The sequence below is a fragment of the Stenotrophomonas sp. Br8 genome (assembly GCF_014763005.1).
GTDB classification, from domain to species: Bacteria; Pseudomonadota; Gammaproteobacteria; order Xanthomonadales; family Xanthomonadaceae; genus Stenotrophomonas; species Stenotrophomonas lactitubi.
Genome location: NZ_JACGTN010000017.1, coordinates 58,799 through 77,172, shown reverse-complemented (window position 1 = coordinate 77,172; position 18,374 = coordinate 58,799). Strand labels below are relative to the sequence as shown.

Genomic DNA, 18,374 nt, shown 5'->3' with positions numbered 1-18,374 from the left:
GCGATCCCCAAGACGGATGCGATGCAGCCGCTGCATCCGCGGATGGCGTGGCGTTACCGGTGGACGATTGCCACACCCAGTGGCAGGCGGGTGACCTGCAGGCCGGCGGTGGCCGCCAGCGCGTCCAGTGCCTGCTCCGGATGATCGACGCGCAGCGCCGCGCTGACGGCTGGAAGCGCCTGGAGATTGCCGCGCACGAACGTAGGCCCTGCGCGATAGCGACCGACCTCGTGCACGGCATCGGTCACGCTGGCCTGCTCCAGCAGCAGCTCGCCCTGTCGCCAGGCACCGACGCTGTCTGCGGCAACGTCGGTCAGGCGCTGCACGCTTCGATGCTCGCCATAGCCCGCACGTTGCCCCACCTGCAGATAGGTCCAGCCGCCATCGACCGGACTGGCCACGCGTACGCGGCCCTGTCCGACTTCGGTCTCCACCCCGGCGGCAACGTGGGCGACCGTGAATGCGGTGGAGATGTCTTCCACCACACCGTTGCCAGCCGCGACGCTGAAGCGCCTCTGCGCATCAGGCGCCACATAGAACCAGGCACGGCCACGCAGCAGTTCAATGCGACGACGCTGGTCATCGAAGTGCACGGCGATCGCACTGTTGGCATCGAGCACGGCACGGCTGCCATCGGGCAGATGCACATCCTGCACGCGGTGGTCGCTGCGATGATCCGCCTGCAGGCGCAACCAGGTATCGGGCCAGACCACCAGCAATGCCAGCGCAGCGGCGGTGGCCATGGCCCAACGCAGCCGCCGCGGGCGACGCGCTGCCTGCCTGCGTTCGATGGCGACCGGACGCGGACCCACACTGCGCCACAGCATGCGCTCATGCTCGAATGAACGCCGATTCGCAGGCTCGGCCAGCCAGCGCTCGAACGCATCCATGCGCGCGTCGCTGATATCGCCGGACGCCAGGCACACGATCCAGTCCCTGGCCTGTTCGGCCACGGCATCATCAGCGGTGCTGCGGGGTGTCGGGGGCGGGCTCATCGGCTGGCGGGGGACACGATCAGAGGTGGGCGGAAGGACTAGACCGCATGGGCGGCCTGCGAATCAAGACGCACGGCGGGTGTGCGCCCCCAAGCCGGATCGTTCATCGACCGCTGCGTGCCCAGGCAAGCCGCTGCAGCGCAGTGCGTACGTGGTTCTCCACCGTGGTCACCGACACCCCGAGGCGTCGGGCGATGTCGGCCTGGGTCAGGCCCTGCAGGCGATTGAGATGGAAGATGGTACGCGTCGGCTCGGGCAGGTGGCCGGCGGCATCGAGCACGCGCTGCAACTCATCCTGCGCCATCACCTGCTCCTCCGTGGAAATCTGCTCGTCCTCCTGCCACAGGTAGTGCTCGGCCAGCAGGCGGTTGCGCCGCGTCGATTCGCGGCCATGGTCGGTGGCGAGGTTGATGGCCAATCGATAGAGATAGGCGCGCGGATTGTCGATGCTCTGGCTGTTGTCGACCCCGCGCGCCTTGAACCAGACCGCCTGGATCACGTCTTCCGCCCCGCTGTCGCCACCGAGAATGCGCTGCACGCGCCGCAGCAGTGCCGATCGTTCGCGGATCAGCAGTTCGGTCAGGGTGACGGCGTTGGAGGACATGCGCGGCGACGGGACAGACGGGGGCGGCGCGCATGCTACTCCGTTAATGCGAATAAATCACGTTTGCATTACGACCCCCTGCATCAGAGACAGTCTGTCAGGCCGTCATAGACGCTCGTGGTTGTGCCGGGCAACGGGGCATCAATCGCCTCATGCCCGGACGCCTGCCAGACCTGGAGCAGCTCCTCCAGCCGGGTTGCAGGCGCCAGCGGCAGCGTGCAGGCGTAGGTGCCATGGTCGACGTCGATCCGGCCGTCCTTCTGCACCCAGGTTTCGCTGCCAGCGAAGGTCCAGACGCAGCTGGCGACCACGCCTGTCGCGCGCTCCACCGAGCAGCGCAGGCGCATGGCCCACAGGTTGTAGTACTGCCCCTCGCAGAACGTGTCGCCACAGATATCATCGAACCCACGCACCAGCATCCGCTCGGCAGCGAGGAAGCGCTCCCGGCCGGTCGCGGGATCGGGGTAGTCACGGGCGTCCACGAACGCCGGCGCCGCCTGCGCGGTTCCGGCCAGCAGCAGACCACAGAGCAGCCATCGTCCCGGGAAAGCACGCATCAGGCGCCCCTCCTCTGCAGGCAATCAGGCAGCACCTCGAACAGACCATGATCGAGCCCAGGCAGCGGCGCCATCAGGCCATCCGGCGCCTCCAGCGAGGTAAAGAAGGCTTCAACCGGCACCCCGGGCTGCATCTCCACCGGGCAGGTCCAGTGGCCGTTGTCGACCTGGACCTGCCCTGTGTCGGGGTGCACCGCCAGTTCGCTGGCCGCCAGCACCCAGACGCAGCGCTGCACCGTTCCCCGGTGGGCCAGCACCGCGCAGCGGAACTCCAGCACCCGGTAGTTGCTGTAATCGCCTTCGCAGAAGGTATCGGCGCACAGACGGTCGAATGCCTGGGCAAGCGCGCCCTCCAGCGCATAGGCCCTGTCCCAGGAAGCTTGCTCGGTTGGGGAGTCGATCAGGTCGACATGCGTCCCGCGCGCCAGCGCGGTCAGCGGGACAAGCAGCAGCAGAACGCCGCAGCGCCAACGGTTCCAGTTCATTGCAGGTCTCCTCGGTTCGGGATTCCAGCCTGCTCCGGTCGCCGGCCCGTCCCCATCGGGATACCCCGTCCTGACCGGTCATCGGCCACCGCGACGGCCCGTCAGCGCCCTACCCTGCACAGCGACCGGCAAAGGCATAAAATGGAGAGCTATCCGTCTACACCCCCACCTGGAGCACACCATGGGCCTGGAACTCGTCTCGCCCGGCAAGAACCCGCCGGAAGAAATCAACGTCATCATCGAGATCCCGAAGGATTCCGAGCCGGTGAAGTACGAAGTGGACAAGGAAACCGGCGCGATCTTCGTCGACCGCATCCTGTCGACCCCGATGCGCTACCCCTGCAACTACGGCTACGTGCCGAGCACCCTGTGCGGCGACGGCGATCCGGCCGACGTGCTGGTGGTGCTGCCGCTGCCGCTGGTCCCGGGTTCGGTGGTGCGTTGCCGTCCGGTCGGCGTGCTGAAGATGAGCGATGAGGCAGGCAGCGACGAGAAGATCCTGGCCGTACCGGTGACCAAGGTGTTCGGCGGCTACGCGCACGTGGAAGACATCGAGCAGGTGTCCAGCCACTGGCTGGAGCGCATCGGTCACTTCTTCGAGCACTACAAGGACCTGGAGAAGGGCAAGTGGGTCAAGCTGGACGGTTGGGGCGGCGCGGCTGAGGCCAAGCAGATCCTGATCGAGGCGCACCAGCGCCACCTCGACAGCAAGGCCTGAGACTGAACAGCATTGCTCCGGCGCACGGCGTCGGAGCGATGCGGGTCACGTTTCATGACGGCGGCACATCACCTTTGCCGCCGTATTAGGTAAATTGCGTCACTTCACACGTCTTCGACATCGACCGTCGAGACAGCCAGGGGAATGTGTCGTGCGTATTCTGCTTGTTGGGGATACAGCCAGCCTGCCGGCTGAGCTGACCGAATTCATTGCCGATCTTGGGGAAGACTGGCAGCCGTTGACCGCCACCGATGGCCATACCGCGATGACCGCGGTCGCCACCCAGGGCGTGGACGCGGTGATCGTCTGCCCGCAGTTGCCCGATCTCAACGCGACCACGCTGCTGGGACAGATCCGCACCTTGCGCCCGGAGACCATCCGCATCGCACTTGTCGATGCACAGCATGGCAACCGGCCGCCGCCGGCGCGCCTGATCGGTGTCGCCCATCGCTTCCTGCCCTTGCCGTTGGCACCGGAAGTGCTGCTGGAAGCATTGACCAGCCTGGAAGAGCTGCGCGAAGTGCTGGACAGCCCGCGCCTGCGCGATGCCATCGGCCGCATCGAGAAGCTGCCTTCGCCGCCGCATCTGTACCTGAGCCTGACCCAGGCACTGGAACATGACGACGACGCCGACAGCGCCGATGTCGCCAAGCTGGTCGCCGCCGACCCTGCAATTGCAGCAAAGGTGCTGCAGCTTTCCAATTCGGCGTTCTTCAGCCAAGGCCGCACCATCGCCGACCTGCGCACGGCCGTGACCCGGCTGGGCCTGGCCACGCTGCGTGACCTGGTGCTGGCCAGTGAAGTGTTCTCCGCGCCGACCTTGTCCGGCGCCGAGCGCAACTCGCTGCAGCAGCGTGCCTTGATGGCCTCGCGATTGGCCGCACGCCTGCTGCCCGACTCCAGTGCCGAACTCGGTGCCACCGCCGCACTGCTGGCCGACATCGGCCTGCTGCTGCCGGGCGTGCGCAACGAACGCAGCGAACCCGAACTGGCGGACGACGACCGTCCCGGCCATGCCGAAGCCGGCGCCTATCTGCTGGGCCTGTGGGGCCTGCCGATGCCGATCATCGAGGCGGTGGCGTTCCATCTGCAGCCGCAGCGCGCCAACACCCGCAGCTTCTGGGTGACCGGTGCGGTGCACGTGGCACTGGCACTGGTCAACGGCGATCCGGTGGATGAGGAGTATCTGCAGCGCGCCGGTGTGCTGAACAAGCTGCCGCAGTGGCGCGAGCACGCCAACAGCCTGATGGGGCTGGTGCCCAGCGACGCCTGAGGCGTAGCGGCAGGCGGGTGCGCAGGGGATGAAAGGCAGGCCGGGTGGCCTGCCTTTTTTCGTGGTGCCGTTGTGCCGGAACGTTCATCCACGCATGGCGTGGATCTACCCAGTCGGTGCAGCGCTCAAACAAGAAGGGCGGACCTTGCGGCCCGCCCTCCTCTTTCTGCTGTCACGCTTCGATGGATCAGAAGCGCTGGGTGTACTTCATGTAGTAGTAACGACCGATGTCGAAGCCACCGTAGTACGAGAAGCTCGAGTTCGGCTGGCTGTACATGACCGGGCCTTCGTGGTTGAACACGTTGTTGGCACCGACCGAGACCGTAGCCTGCCACGGCAGGGTGTAACGCACCTGCACATCGTGGAAGGTGTTCGAACCGACCTTGCGGGTCGGCTGGCCCAGGGTGTAGGACGAGCTGAAGTCAGGCAGGTTGCACTCGGTGTCGTAGGAGCACGGCTCCTTCATGCTCGAGTAGTAACGCACCGCCCAGTTCACGCCCAGGTTGCCCAGGCTCCAATCGACATTCAGGTTCGAACGGACGCGGAAGTTCGCACCCCAGTCGCCGGTTGCCCAGCTGGTGTGCTGCTCGACCGGGGTCTCGGCTTCGTTGTCGCGCTTGTACTCGAGGTAATCGACGTAGGTGGTTTTCCAGTCAACCACGATCTTGCCGAAGGAGAACTCCGGCAGGCGGTACTTGATGCCCAGGTCGTAACCTGCGGTTTCCTGGTAACCACCGTTGATCAGGGTGCGGGTAACGTCGACCACCTGGTTGACGGTGCGGCCGTCGGTGCCACGGCTGAAGCGGTCACACGCCGACGCCACGCCCAGCACGTAGCACTGGTTGAGGATCGAGGTCACCGACTCGGCGGCGATCACGTTGTCGATGCGGATCTTCCACCAGTCCAGGCTGACGTCCAGGCCCTGCACGAAGTTCGGGCTGTAGACCAGGCCAGCAGTCCAGGTCTTGGAGGTTTCCGGCTGCAGTTCCGGGTTGGAACCCGACTCGAAGGCGCTGTAGGACTGGGTGCCCGGGCCGGTCGACTGTGCGCCGCCCGAGGTGATCTGGCGGAAGTTCGCCGGAACGCCACGTGCACCGCAGGCCGCGGCAACCGACGGGTTGCGCGAGGCCGAACCGAAGCTGCTGTCGCACGGATCGGTGTAGGCGTCGAAGGTCTGCGAGGTGCCGCCGTACATGTTGGCGATGTTCGGCGCGCGGAAGCCCGTCGAATAGGTCGCACGCACCAGCAGGTCGTCGATCGGCTTCCACTTCAGGCCGAACTTGCTGTTGATGGTATCGCCGAAGGTGTTGTAGTCCGAATAGCGACCGGCCATGTCGAGCGACAGTTCCTTGGCGAACGGCATGTCAGCCAGCACCGGCACGTTCAGTTCGACGTAGAACTCGTCGAGCTTGTAGCTGCCCTTGGTCGGCGCGCCGGCCAGGTCGGTGCTCAGGCCCGACTGCAGCAGTGCATCCGGGTTGTACTCACCGCTTTCCTGACGGTGCTCGTAACCGGCAGCGATGGCCAGGTCACCGGCCGGCAGCGTGAACAGCGAACCGGAGATGTTGGCGCTGTAAGCCTTGGTGGTGTTGGTGTAGGTGTCGTGGCTCGGCAGGAACAGATAGGCCTGCAGTGCCGGATCAGCCAGCGAACCATTGCCGGTGGAGCCGTACGGTGCGAGCGGGTTCCACGGGGTGCAACCCGCGATCACCTTGCCCGGGGTACCGCAACGGGCAACGTCGCCGTCCATGAAGGACGGGCCGACGGCGTTCTGCACATTCGGGATGAACAGGTTGCCGGTGCCGGTCTTGACGCCCTTGTTCTGGTTGTAGACGTAACCCACGTCCCAATCCCAGAACTTGTCAGCGAACTCGAACGAACCTTCCAGGCCGGCCGAGAAGCGGAAGGTTTCCTGCTCGGATTCGGTCTGGCGCGGGAACTCGGAGGTGCGACGGATGAAGTTCGCGTCCTTGCCCAGCGGGTTGTAGATGCTGTCGCCCGACAGCGGGGTGCCGTAGACCTCGGACTGGTACGGGTAGCCGGCAATCTGCGAAGTCGCGGTGCGCTTGGTGTACAGCACGTTCGCGGTAGCGCGGATGTTGTCGGTCAGATCGTAGTTGCCGTTGGCGAACACCGAGCGACGGGTCAACTTGTTCTGCAGCCACATTTCCTGGCTGGCATTGGTGTAGTCGGCGGTGCCGAACTCACGGAAGTCGCCCATGCCGTTGCCGGCACCGGTATTGCCACGGGTGTACCAGATATCGTCGTTGGCGTTCTTCGGGGTGCCCATGTCGTCGATCAGCACGCCATGGTTGGACGCCGGCGACCAGCCATTGGCATCGTCGTCGGTGGGGAACGGATGGAAGCGACCGTTCGGGTAGCGGCTGAAGGAGCGATCCTTGGCCTTGACCTCGTCTTCCTTGCTGTACTCGGCGCCGAAGGTGATCGAACCACGCTCACCGGTCTGGCCGTAAACGAAGTTGTAGACCTGCTTCTGGCCGTCGCCCTGGCCGTACTGGCCACCGTAGACGCTGGCTTCCAGGCCGTCGAAGTTCTTGCGGGTGATGATGTTGACCACGCCGGCGATGGCGTCGGAACCATAGATGGCCGAGGCGCCATCGGTCAGCACTTCGATGCGCTCCACGACCGAGGTCGGGATCGAGGCCAGATCGGTGTAACCACCGGTGCTGGTGCCCATGCGCTTGCCGTCCAGCAGCACCAGGGTGCGCTCCGGGCCGAGGTTGCGCAGGTCGACGTACTGGCCGCCGACTTCTTCGCCCGAGGTCAGGGCGTCGGCGCGGCTGATCGCCGGCGAACCGGTTGCCGACAGGTTCTGCACGATGTCGGCAACGCTGGTGAAGCCCTGCTTTTCAATGTCGGCGCGCTGCAGCGCGATCACCGGCTGTGCGGTTTCCATGCTCGCCTGGCGGATGCGCGAACCGGTGACCGAAATGCGGTCCAGGTCGGTCGTGCCGCCGGCAGCTGCGTCCTGCGCCGAAGCGAAGGACGGTGCCAAGGCAAGCGCAATGCCGGCCGGCAACAAGCCGAGCCGCACTGCAGGAATACGAACGTTCATCAATCTCTCCAAGGTACGTGTTAGTAGCGTGTTAAAACGCCGTAGCACGTTACGATTGCGTTGCAGCGCTGTATTTGCGCGACACAACCGGAGACTTTGCGGAGTGTGGCGGAAGCTGTCCGTCGTTCTCGCGGAAGCGCGAAGCGGACTGCCCATATCGAGCGCGGAAGGCGCGCGCGAAGCTGCAGCAGTTGTCGAAACCGCTGGCAGCAGCGACTTCGCCGACCATCATGTCGGTGTCGCGCAGCAGATCGGCCGCGCGCTCAAGGCGCAACCGTGCCGAAAGCGACTGCGGGCTTTCCTCGTACAGGCTCTGGAACGTCTTGGAGAGATACCAGCTGGAGAAGTTGGTCAGCTCGGCCAGTTCGCCGATGCGCACCACACGGTGGCTGTTGCCTTCCAGATACAGGCGCGCGCGCTGCATGCGACCGAACACCTGGCGCTTGCGACTGCGCGAGCGACCGGGGCAACGCTGCACGTTGTCTGCCAGGCTGCGCTGCAGACCGGCCAGATGCAGCAGCAGCGGACGCAGCGCCTGCGCCGGCTGACCGCTGGCGAGGGCGTCACGCCACAGGCGCAGTGCCACGCGTGCATCGGCCCGGTTCATCAGGCCGCGGCCGGCGTACAGGCCGCAGTCGGCCATTTCGGTCAGCACGCGCAGCGCTTCGACGTTCAGGTTCATGCCCACGCACAGGCCGTTGCGTCCGGCCTGGACCAGCGGCCTGGACTCCTTCTCGAACGCGATCCACTCGCCCTGGCGAAGGCGGAACCGCCCTTCCTTGGCTTCCACCCACGAGGTACCGCGCACCTGCATCCAGACACTGAAGCTGATGCCGGCGGTCTGCAGGCTGCCGAGGCGGGCAACGCCCATGCAGGTCGGCGCGACATCGTCGATCGACTTGTCCAGGGAGAGGGTTTGGCCACGATCGGCCAGCGAGAGTTGACGCATAGGGGCACCACGGATTTGCCAAGTACAGGCCTCCGTTTTGCCAAATCAGGCGGCAGCGCGTCAGGAAAGACTGCCGAGATCGCCACGAATTCGCGGCGAGATCGTCACGAAGAAGTTACGAAGGCCCTTTCTCGTTCAAGATCAACAATTTGGAGAATGCAGGGAACAGCGCGGGCGGTTGTTCGGGCAGTCGCATCACGCCGATGTCGGCACCATCGCTGATGGCCAGGGCCAGGTACAGGCTGTTTCCGTCGGCACTGGCGCTGAGTCCATTGCCAGCGCTCAGGCGCTGTGCGTCCAGGCAGCGCTCCGCCTCTTCGCGTCCGGACTGGATACGGACCAGGGTCGTGCCGCAGCTGGCACTGCTGCCGAGGTAGTCGATGCTGCCGTTGCCGGCCACGGTCCAGGTCCGGTAGCGCCAACGGCTGGGCCGGTCCTCGCTGATCTGCTGCACGCTGGCCGGCGTCAATGCCGCGTCCACCGACCACAACCCACCGGCTGCCAGCCGGGTGAACAGCACCCGCCCGGTACTGCGGTCGAAACGCGCCTGTGATACGCCCTCCAGGCTGGCCAGCCGCCGCCAAGGCTGCGCGCTGCGGTCGAACAGGCTCAACCGGGTGTGCTGGTCGGCATCACGTTCAACCACCAGCAGCTGATCCGCGTCGGCGCCGTACAACGCCTGCAACGGTTGCTCGGCGGGAACCGGAAGGCGATGCAACTGTTCGTCGCGCGGGGCGATCTCGTAGACAACGGCTTCGCCGTGCTCATCGCGGCCCACCACCAGCAGATGCCGGCTGTCGGCCGACCAGTCGGGCGCCTGCCGTGCTTCCGGTTTCAACCCTTCAATCGGCCGCAGCGACTCCGGCCGCTGCATGTCGGCCCACCACAGCGCGAAGCTGCCGGAACGATCGGAACTGAACACCAGTTGCCGTCCATCCGGCGCCACCATCGGTTGCCCATCGCGGCCACTGGAGGCAAACAGACGCTCGCCTGCACCACCCTGCGCGGGCATCCTGAACACGCCGAACTGCGCGCGCCGATGCACGAACGCCAGCATGTCGCCGCGGCGGGAGACCGCCGGCCACTGCGCATCGTCGAGCCCGGCGTCACGCAGCGTACGGCGCTCGACGTCGAGGTAGTACAAGCGAGCCTCGCTGTCCACGCGACGACCGAACACGATATGTCGACCGTCGCCCAGCCATGCCCAACCGCGCAGTTCGGCCGATTCGGTCGTCAACTGCTCGGGCGTGCCGCCGCTGGCAGGCATCCGCCACAGGTCGCCCAGCTGAGGGTTGCGGACAAACACCAGCCATTTGCCATCCGGGGAATAGCGCGGGGCGTAATCGAAATCATCTTCGTCGACAGCGTAATCCAGCGCACGCCATTGGCCGGTGGCCAGATCGAGCACGCGGATGCCGCGATGGGCATAGCGACCCACCATGCTGCCGAAGACCAGGCCGCGGCCATCGGGTGTCCAGTCGAAACTGAGCAGCTCGGTGCCGTCGCAGCGCGTGGCCTGGCGCACGGCGCCGCCAGTGGCACTGGCGATCAATACCTGGCAGCTGTCATCGGCACCAAAGCGGGCGAAGGCGATTTCGCGGCCATCCGGCGACCAGTTCGGGAAACGGTCGCTGGCACCTGCCGGCGGCGAAAGCAGCTGGCGTGCGGGCGCGTTGCCGGAGGTCTGCACCTTGATGGCGTTGCCGCCCTTGCCGTCGTCGTTGGCGCCTTCGTAGGCAACCTGCGATCCGTCAGGCGAAAGTGTGGGATAGGTCTCAAAACCGGCCGTGGCGGTAATCAATCGATACGGCCGCTCAGGGCTTCCGATCACCCGCGTGCCGTTCTCCACTGCCGCGTCCACCGGAGAGTTCACCGGCGCCGGGCGACGCAGCAGCAGTACGCTCAGCACCACCAGTGCCAGCAGCATCACCACGCCCAACGCCAGCAGCAGGCGACGGCGGAGGCGCCGCCAGCGACGACTGCCGCGTTCAACCACGGGCGCGCCGACGGGGGCGACGGCATCCGGCGCAGGTGGCGGCGCTACAGACGATTCCTCGGCAGCAGCGGTCGCATCGGTCTCGTGGTCCGCCAGCGGCTGCACCGGTACAAGCAAGCGGTAGCCGGTCTTGGCGATGGTCTCGATGTACGCCTGGCCGTTGTCGTCGTCGACGCTGAACGCCTTGCGCAGCTGGGTAACCGCCTGGGTCAGCACATCGTTGGTCGGCAGCGTGTCCGGCCACACTTCGGCGAACAGCTCGTCACGGGTCACCACTCGTCCCGGCTGCCGCATCAACATGCGCAGCACGCCCAGCGACTTGGGCGTCAAACGTCGCGTACGGCGCGCACCCGCAACTTCAACCTCACGCGAGGACAAAGTAACGATGCACTCGCCGACGCGGACGCGGTCGGATTCAGGCGACTGGATTTCGCTGTTGATCATTCGTTGCTATGGGGTTGAAACAGGCCGCAAACACTGTTCACCATCGATCCCTTCCCATCCTTGGCACAGCAAGAAGCCAGATTCCGCACAAAGCATCGGCGCATACCGCAAAAAAAACGAAGCCTCCGGATATTAGCCTATGCGGGTTACCTCGCCTATCGCGTGGTCGACATCAGGCTCTCTCTCGCCGACGCATTCACATAATAAGCATCATCATTCGCGCCCTTTCGGGCGCGATATTTTTATCTGGCGTTCATTTTCAGAAGCGTTTCAGCATGGTCAGGCCGACCAGCCGCGAAACCACCAGCGCGACATACATGACACCGGAAAACTGCTCCAGCATGACCAGCGCGCGGGCCTGCGGATGCAGTGGTACGACATCACTCAGCCCGACTCCGGACAATAAGCTGAAGCTCAGATAAAGCAGCTCCATCCACGTGCGCTGCGCTCCACCCGTGGCGCCCTGGAAACTGCCTGGATACCACTGCTGACATACGGCAAAGGTAAAAGCGAATGCCCATGCCAACAACGTGAACGTGGCGCCGGCGGCAAACAGCTCGTCGCGGGTCACCTTGTGGTCCTGCAGCATGTAAGCGATCAGCGCTCCAGCGGTATAGAAATACAGCAGGCTTTCCAGCAGTTGTGCAGTGATGCCCAGTGCCGGCCGGTCGAGCAGGGCCGCGGAAAGGGAAAACACCACTGCCGGAATGGCCAGCACCAGCGCCAGCCAGGTTCCCAGCGGGCTGCGCTGCACCACCCACAGGGCCAGGCCGAGCACGGCCATGCCGAACACGCCTACTGCCGCGCGGCCGGCAGCGGTTTCGTCCAGCGCGGGGTACAGCAGTACCGACAGCAGCTGCGCCCCGAGCAGCCAGGCAGAGGGATGACGGCGGGCGATGGCCAGCCAGCGGGTGGTCACGGCAATGGGCATGGTTCCTTGTCCCCGGGGAACGATGGGCCGAGGATAGCGGCATGTCCGTGAGATGGGTGATGGGATGACGCCGGGCATGACCCGGCGCTGCCCCTCTGCGATCAGCCCTGCTGATACACCTCGGCGCCGGCTGCACGGAACTGCTCGGACTTCTCCTGCATGCCCTTCTCGGCGTACTCGCGCACGTCCTGGGTGATCTTCATCGAGCAGAAATGCGGGCCGCACATCGAACAGAAATGCGCCAGCTTGTGCGCGTCCTTGGGCAGCGTCTCGTCGTGGAATTCCTTGGCCTTCTCCGGGTCCAGGCCGAGGTGGAACTGGTCGTCCCAGCGGAACTCGAAGCGTGCCTTGCTCAACGCGTTGTCACGCACCTGCGCACCCGGATGCCCCTTGGCCAGATCCGCAGCATGGGCGGCAATGCGATACGCCATGATGCCGTCGCGCACGTCCTGGCGGTTGGGCAGGCCCAGGTGCTCCTTCGGCGTGACATAACAGAGCATGGCAGTACCGAACCAGCCGATCATTGCCGCGCCGATCGCACTGGTGATGTGGTCGTAGCCCGGCGCGATGTCCGTGGTCAGCGGGCCAAGCGTGTAGAACGGTGCCTCGCCGCACTCGCGCAGCTGCTTGTCCATGTTCTCCTTGATCAGCTGCATCGGCACGTGGCCGGGGCCTTCGATCATGGTCTGCACGTCGTGCTTCCAGGCGATCTTCGTCAACTCCCCCAGCGTTTCCAGCTCGCCGAACTGCGCGGCATCGTTGGCATCGGCGATGCAACCCGGACGCAGGCCATCACCGAGCGAGAAGGTCACGTCGTACGCCTTCATGATTTCGCAGATGTCTTCGAAATGCGTGTAGAGGAAGTTTTCCTTGTGGTGGGCCAGGCACCACTTGGCCATGATCGACCCGCCGCGGCTGACGATACCGGTGACCCGCTTGGCGGTGAGTGGCACGTAGCGCAGCAGCACACCGGCATGGATGGTGAAGTAGTCCACGCCCTGCTCGGCCTGCTCGATCAGGGTGTCGCGGAAGATCTCCCAGGTCAGCGCTTCGGCGCGGCCGTCGACCTTCTCCAGCGCCTGGTAGATCGGCACCGTACCGATCGCCACCGGCGAATTGCGGATGATCCACTCGCGCGTTTCGTGGATGTGCTTGCCGGTGGACAGGTCCATCACCGTGTCACCGCCCCAGCGGATCGCCCACACCAGCTTTTCCACTTCCTCGGCAATACCCGAGGACACCGCGCTGTTGCCGATGTTGGCATTGATCTTGGTGAGGAAGTTGCGGCCGATGATCATCGGCTCGCTTTCCGGGTGATTGATGTTGTTGGGCAGCACCGCGCGGCCGCGGGCGATTTCCTCGCGCACGAATTCCGGGGTGATGATGTGCTGGATCGATGCGCCGAAGGATTCACCGGGATGCTGCTGCAGCAGTGCGGCATCACGGATCGCCTCCAGCCGCTGGTTCTCGCGGATGGCGACGAATTCCATTTCCGGGGTGATGATGCCGCGCCGCGCATAGTGCATCTGGGTGACGTTGGCACCGGCCTGCGCGCGACGCGGCAGGCTGCGCGCGGGGAAACGCACCGGGTCCAGCTTGGGATCGTGCTCACGCGCGCGGCCGAACGAAGAGCTGAGGCCATCAAGCTGTTCGGTGTCGTTGCGCTCCTCCACCCAGCCGCGACGCAGTGCCGGCAGACCGGCAGACAAATCGATGCGCACGTCCGGATCGGTGTACGGGCCGGAGGTGTCGTAGACGGTGACCGGTGCGTTCTCTTCGCCACCGAACACGGTGGGCGTGCGGGTCAGCGCGATCTCGCGCATCGGCACCTGCAGGTCCGGCCGCGAGCCGGGCACGTGGATCTTGCGCGAGCCGGGTATGGGCCGGGTCACGGACTCGGAGAGTTGCTGGGCCTGTTGCTGCAGGGCAGAGAGCTGTGCGTTCATCGGGCATCGTCCAGGAAGGTCAGGGACGAAGCGGCGGCGCACTGCCCCCGCGCCCGGACAGCACCAAGGCAGTCCTTGGGCGGGGTCGGGGCACGGCCGCATTGCAAAGCTTCCCTACGCCGGTATGAGCCGGATCAGGTTCCAAGGGACTATCTCAACCGTGGCCACAAGGCCGCGGTACCCCCGCTTCTTGGTGCGCATTAGAACATAGAAACCCCTCGGCCTCCTGGCCGTACACCCACGCCTGGCGTGGATCTACTGCACCCGCGTTAACAGAACCGTGACGTCGCATTCAGTAACGTGCACGCGCACCGCACCGTTGCAAGCGGTGCTTTCCCTGCCGCCATCGCGGCTCCTGTCCGGTGTGCGCACGCTGTCGCCGGCCCATTCCCCGCAAGCTTTTGCTCGCTCCCCTCAATCCCTTGATCGGAGAAGCTCCTTCATGGTGTTTCGCATTTCCATCGCACTGGTGCTTGCCCTGGTGCTGCTGGCCGGCCTCGCGCCTGGCCCCTTCAATACCGTCGTGCAGGCGGCGCTGGGCGATGTCATCCGCAGCGTCGGTTGGCTGTACCTGCTGGTCGTATTCCTGGCACTGGTATTCCTGATGTACCTGGCGTTCGGCCGCTTCGGCAACCTGCGCATCGGCGGCGAAGACGCCGAGCCAGAGTTCTCGCGCGCCAGCTGGATGTCGATGCTGTTCGCTGCCGGCATGGGCATCGGCCTGGTGTTCTGGGGAGCTGCCGAGCCGATCTCGCACTTCACCAAGCCACCTGAAGGCATTGAACCGCAGAGCATGGACGCCGCGCGCGCATCGATGCGCTATGCGTTCTTCCACTGGGGACTGCATCCGTGGGCGATCTACGCGCTGATCGGTCTGGCGATGGCCTGGTTCCAGTTCAACCGCAATGGACGCGGACTGGTCAGCGATATGCTGCAGCCGATCATCGGCCGCCACCACCGCGGTTGGATCGGCCGCGTCGTCAACATCGCGGCGGTGGTTGCCACGGCGATCGGCGTGGCGACGACGCTCGGCTTCGGCACCATCCAGATCGCTGCGGGTGTGGAGCGCGTGTTCGGCCTGGAGGCTACGGTGCCGGTGCAGATGACCATCATCGCCATTGCCTTCGTGCTGTACATGGCCTCCACCGCCAGCGGCGTGGAGCGCGGCGTGAAGTGGCTGTCCAACTTCAACCTGGCGCTGGCGGCGTTGCTGGCCGCGACCGTACTGGTGCTGGGACCGACCGGATTCATCTTCGATACGTTCACCACCACGCTGGGTTCCTACCTAAACCAACTGGTGACCATGAGCCTGCGCATGTCGCCGTTCTCCGGCAGCACCTGGGTGGCCGACTGGACGATCTTCTACTGGGCCTGGTGGATTTCCTGGGCACCGTTCGTGGGCTCGTTCATCGCACGCATCTCGCGCGGCCGCAGCGTGCGCGAGTTCGTGATCGGCGTGGTGCTGGCACCGACGCTGCTGGGCTTCTTCTGGTTCGCGGTGTTCGGCGGCACCGCGCTGTGGGCACAGATCTTCGGCCACGCCGACCTGGTGCAGGCGCTGGGCAATGGCTACGAGACGGTGTTGTTCACCCTGTTCGACAGCCTGCCGGCATCGCTGATGCTGTCGGCGGTGGCGTTGGTGCTGTTGATGATCTTCTTCGTGACCTCGGCCGATTCGGCGGTGCTGGTGCTGGCCAGCATGTCCACCGACGAAGCCGGCGACCCGCCGCTGAAGCGCAAGCTGGCGTGGGGCATCGCGGTTGCGTTGATTGCGGCGGCATTGCTGCTGGCCGGTGGGCTGGATGCGCTGCAGGGAATGATCACGATCGCGGCGTTGCCATTCGCATTGCTGATGGTACTGGTGATGGTGTCGCTGTACCGGGTGCTGGACCAGGAGTACACGCGGGAGCGCCGGCAAACGCAGCGCCAGCGACGCATGATCGACGCGTGGATCGCACGCGAGATGGCGGCGCAGGAAGAGACCCAGGCGGAGGCGGCGCGGGCGCAGGATTCGGATTGAGGGTGTTTTGCAGCCTGCGGCTGCACTGCTTTTTTCAAGCAAGAGCAAGTTCAGAAGCCAGAGCGGCTCTGGGTTTCTGCTGGTTGGGCGAGGCGGTGTGGGTGGGCAGAACACGCCGTAAACCCATCCCTGGGGGCTCGATGGCGCCATCCATGGCGCCAACGGTCCTGTCCACCCACACCGCCCCACCCCCGACAGATTTCCGGTGACGGTTGGTTCTCCACGCCATGCGTGGATGAGGTGTATCGGAAAACAAGAAGGGGTCGGATCCGTTTTCCTGCGGAAAACGGATCCGACCCCAACCATCAGCACGCGGCTGTTGCTGTTGCTGTTGCTTTTGATCTTCTTTTTTCTTCCTGCGGTGGCGGCCGCAGAAAACTGTCAGAGGCCGGGTGGGTGGGCTGGGCGGGGGTGTCAGCCGCATGGATGCGGCTGCCAAGCCTACAAGGACGTACTTGCGGCGTCCCCCGAACAGCCTACCCACCCGGCCCAACAAGCTATTCCGCTTCTGAACCCACCGCAGAGGGGGCTGAGCCCGGTGGCCGGGAAACCTCAATACCCCGCCGCCTGCCCATCCTTGCGGCTCTCCGACGCGCCGTAGTACACGCCGGTCTCCGGATCACGCAGGATCGCCTGGTAGCCGCCGTACGGACCATCGGCAAACACCACGCGGTGCCCCTTGCGCATCAGCGCACGCACTGTCTCGTACGGGAACCCGGTTTCCAGATTCACCTCACCGCCATCGGTCATCGCCGTCGCCTGCCCGGTCGGTTCGGTCGAGCCCTCGTGCTGGATACGCGGCGCATCACCGGCTTCCTGCAGGTTCATGCCGAAGTCCACCAGGTTCATCACGATCTGCGCGTGTCCCTGTGGCTGCATCGCGCCGCCCATCACGCCGAAGCTTGCATACGGCTTGCCACCCTTGGTGATGAAGGCCGGAATGATGGTCTGGAAGGGGCGCTTGCCCGGTGCGTAGCCATTGGGATGGTTCTTCTGCAGCACGAACATCTCGCCGCGATCCTGCAGGATGAAGCCAAGCCCCGGCGGCGCCATGCCGCTGCCCATGCCGCGGTAGTTGGACTGGATCAGCGACACCATCATGCCGTCGGCGTCGGCCACGGTCATGTAGATCGTGTCGCCCTCTTCCAGCTGCTTCGGTGTACCCGGCTGCACTTCCTTCAGCGCCTTGTCCATCGAGATCAGCGCGCGGCGCTGCGCGGCGTAGTCCTTGGAAATCAGCTTCTGTACCGGTGCCGGCTGGAACGCCATGTCGGCGTAGAAGCGCGCACGGTCGGCGAAGGCGAGCTTCTTTGCTTCCACGAACAGGTGCACGTGTTCGGGCGAGCCGAACGGAATCTTCGAGAAGTCGTAGCCTTCCAGCACGTTGAGGATCTGCAGAGCGGCAATGCCCTGGCTGTTCGGCGGAAGCTCCCACACGTCATAGCCGCGGTAGTTGCTGCTGACCGGCTCAACCCACTCGCCATGATGGTCGGCCATGTCCTGGTAGCTCAGGTAGCCGCCATTGTTCTTGAAGTAGTCGCCGATGGTGTGGGCGATATCGCCCTTGTAGAAGGCATCACGCCCCCCGTCGGCAATCTTCTGCAGGGTGTCCGCCAGATTCGGGTTCTTCCACATCTCGCCCTTGCGCGGGGCGTGGCCGTCGATGGTGAACTGCTCCTTGAAACCCGGATACTGCGACAGCTTCGGTACCGAGCGATCCCAGTAATAGGCGATCACTTCGGCCACCGGATGTCCTTCGCGCGCATAGCGGATGGCGGGGGCCAGGTTGTCAGCCATCGGCTTGCGGCCGAACCGCTCGTGCAACGCGAACCAGCCATCTACCGCGCCCGGAACGGATACCGGCAGCGGGCCGGTGGCCGGGATCTCCTTCAGGCCACGACGCTGGAACTCGGCCAGGGTGAGCGACTTCGGCGAGCGGCCGGAGCCGTTGTAGCCGTAGAGCTTCTGCGTCTTCGGGTCCCACACGATGGCGAACAGGTCGCCGCCGACGCCGTTGCCGGTGGGTTCCATCAGGCCCAGCGCTGCGTTGGCAGCAATGGCGGCATCGACGGCCGAGCCACCCGCCTTCATCACGTCCAGCGCGATCTGGGTGGCCAGCGGCTGCGAGGTGGCGGCCATCGCATGCGGGGCGATCACCTCCGAACGGGTGGCGAAGGTGTGGCCGGTAATGCGGTCGGCGGCCTGGGACAGCATGGGCACGGCAGCCAGCACGGCAGCCGCCAGCAGGGAACGGGCAAGACGTCGGGACACGGTCGGGTTCCGATGGAAGGGTGGTGACCCGATCTTCGCTGCTGCGGCGGCCAGGGGCCATCGGGCATAGGTCATGGACGACAGTCCTTCGGTGGGTGCGGACCTTGGT

General features: G+C 65.2%; 13 protein-coding genes and 1 riboswitch. Of the genes, 3 read left to right on the top strand and 10 right to left on the bottom strand.

Annotation, left to right across the window (positions count from 1 at the left end):
* Positions 1 to 53: 53 nt before the first annotated feature.
* The 4 genes from H3005_RS15495 to H3005_RS15480 all read right to left on the bottom strand — a co-directional run bounded on the left by H3005_RS15495 (position 54) and on the right by H3005_RS15480 (position 2,641).
* A complete protein-coding gene (locus tag H3005_RS15495; RefSeq protein ID WP_191078534.1) occupies positions 54 to 995 on the bottom strand; it encodes a FecR domain-containing protein in 942 nt (313 codons plus the stop codon).
* A 103-nt stretch (positions 996 to 1,098) separates the two neighbouring features.
* On the bottom strand, positions 1,099 to 1,599 hold the full coding sequence (locus H3005_RS15490) for an RNA polymerase sigma factor (RefSeq protein WP_088101228.1): 501 nt from the start codon (positions 1,597 to 1,599) through the stop codon (positions 1,099 to 1,101).
* A gap of 83 nt (positions 1,600 to 1,682) precedes the next feature.
* A complete protein-coding gene (locus H3005_RS15485; protein ID WP_180165901.1) occupies positions 1,683 to 2,156 on the bottom strand; it encodes a hypothetical protein in 474 nt (157 codons plus the stop codon).
* The gene (locus H3005_RS15480) at positions 2,156 to 2,641 is read right to left on the bottom strand and encodes a hypothetical protein (protein WP_191078533.1); all 486 of its coding nucleotides are present in this window, start codon (positions 2,639 to 2,641) and stop codon (positions 2,156 to 2,158) included. Before H3005_RS15480 ends, H3005_RS15485 begins: the two co-directional genes overlap by 1 nt.
* Before the next feature lie 181 nt (positions 2,642 to 2,822).
* Between H3005_RS15480 and ppa the strand changes: the two genes are divergently transcribed.
* Complete coding sequence (ppa, locus tag H3005_RS15475) at positions 2,823 to 3,359, top strand: inorganic diphosphatase (protein ID WP_025874161.1); 537 nt, start codon at positions 2,823 to 2,825, stop codon at positions 3,357 to 3,359.
* A gap of 151 nt (positions 3,360 to 3,510) precedes the next feature.
* Complete coding sequence (locus H3005_RS15470) at positions 3,511 to 4,632, top strand: HDOD domain-containing protein (RefSeq protein WP_180165905.1); 1,122 nt, start codon at positions 3,511 to 3,513, stop codon at positions 4,630 to 4,632.
* A gap of 187 nt (positions 4,633 to 4,819) precedes the next feature.
* On the opposite strand, the gene H3005_RS15465 is transcribed toward H3005_RS15470, so the two are convergent.
* The 5 genes from H3005_RS15465 to thiC form a co-directional block, all read right to left on the bottom strand.
* Positions 4,820 to 7,708 carry a TonB-dependent receptor gene (locus tag H3005_RS15465; protein WP_191078532.1) on the bottom strand — a complete coding sequence of 963 codons (2,889 nt, stop codon included), beginning with the start codon at positions 7,706 to 7,708 and terminating at the stop codon, positions 4,820 to 4,822.
* A gap of 49 nt (positions 7,709 to 7,757) precedes the next feature.
* Entirely contained in the window at positions 7,758 to 8,657 is a 900-nt protein-coding gene (locus tag H3005_RS15460) for a helix-turn-helix transcriptional regulator (protein WP_100553484.1), read from the bottom strand.
* A gap of 115 nt (positions 8,658 to 8,772) precedes the next feature.
* Positions 8,773 to 11,097, bottom strand: a complete 2,325-nt coding sequence (locus H3005_RS15455; protein ID WP_191078531.1) for a winged helix-turn-helix domain-containing protein — start codon at positions 11,095 to 11,097, stop codon at positions 8,773 to 8,775.
* A 259-nt stretch (positions 11,098 to 11,356) separates the two neighbouring features.
* Positions 11,357 to 12,028, bottom strand: coding sequence for an ion channel (locus H3005_RS15450; RefSeq protein WP_108266178.1), 672 nt, complete (start codon positions 12,026 to 12,028; stop codon positions 11,357 to 11,359).
* A gap of 101 nt (positions 12,029 to 12,129) precedes the next feature.
* Positions 12,130 to 13,974 carry a phosphomethylpyrimidine synthase ThiC gene (gene thiC, locus H3005_RS15445; protein WP_100553487.1) on the bottom strand — a complete coding sequence of 615 codons (1,845 nt, stop codon included), beginning with the start codon at positions 13,972 to 13,974 and terminating at the stop codon, positions 12,130 to 12,132.
* 93 nt (positions 13,975 to 14,067) lie between these two features.
* Positions 14,068 to 14,169, bottom strand: a riboswitch (TPP riboswitch).
* Between the two features lie 247 nt (positions 14,170 to 14,416).
* On the opposite strand from thiC, the gene H3005_RS15440 reads away from it, so the two are divergent.
* On the top strand, positions 14,417 to 15,994 hold the full coding sequence (locus tag H3005_RS15440) for a BCCT family transporter (protein WP_089236724.1): 1,578 nt from the start codon (positions 14,417 to 14,419) through the stop codon (positions 15,992 to 15,994).
* 552 nt (positions 15,995 to 16,546) lie between these two features.
* On the opposite strand, the gene ggt is transcribed toward H3005_RS15440, so the two are convergent.
* The gene (gene ggt / locus H3005_RS15435; RefSeq protein WP_191078568.1) at positions 16,547 to 18,208 is read right to left on the bottom strand and encodes a gamma-glutamyltransferase; all 1,662 of its coding nucleotides are present in this window, start codon (positions 18,206 to 18,208) and stop codon (positions 16,547 to 16,549) included.
* Between the last annotated feature and the right edge of the window lie 166 nt (positions 18,209 to 18,374).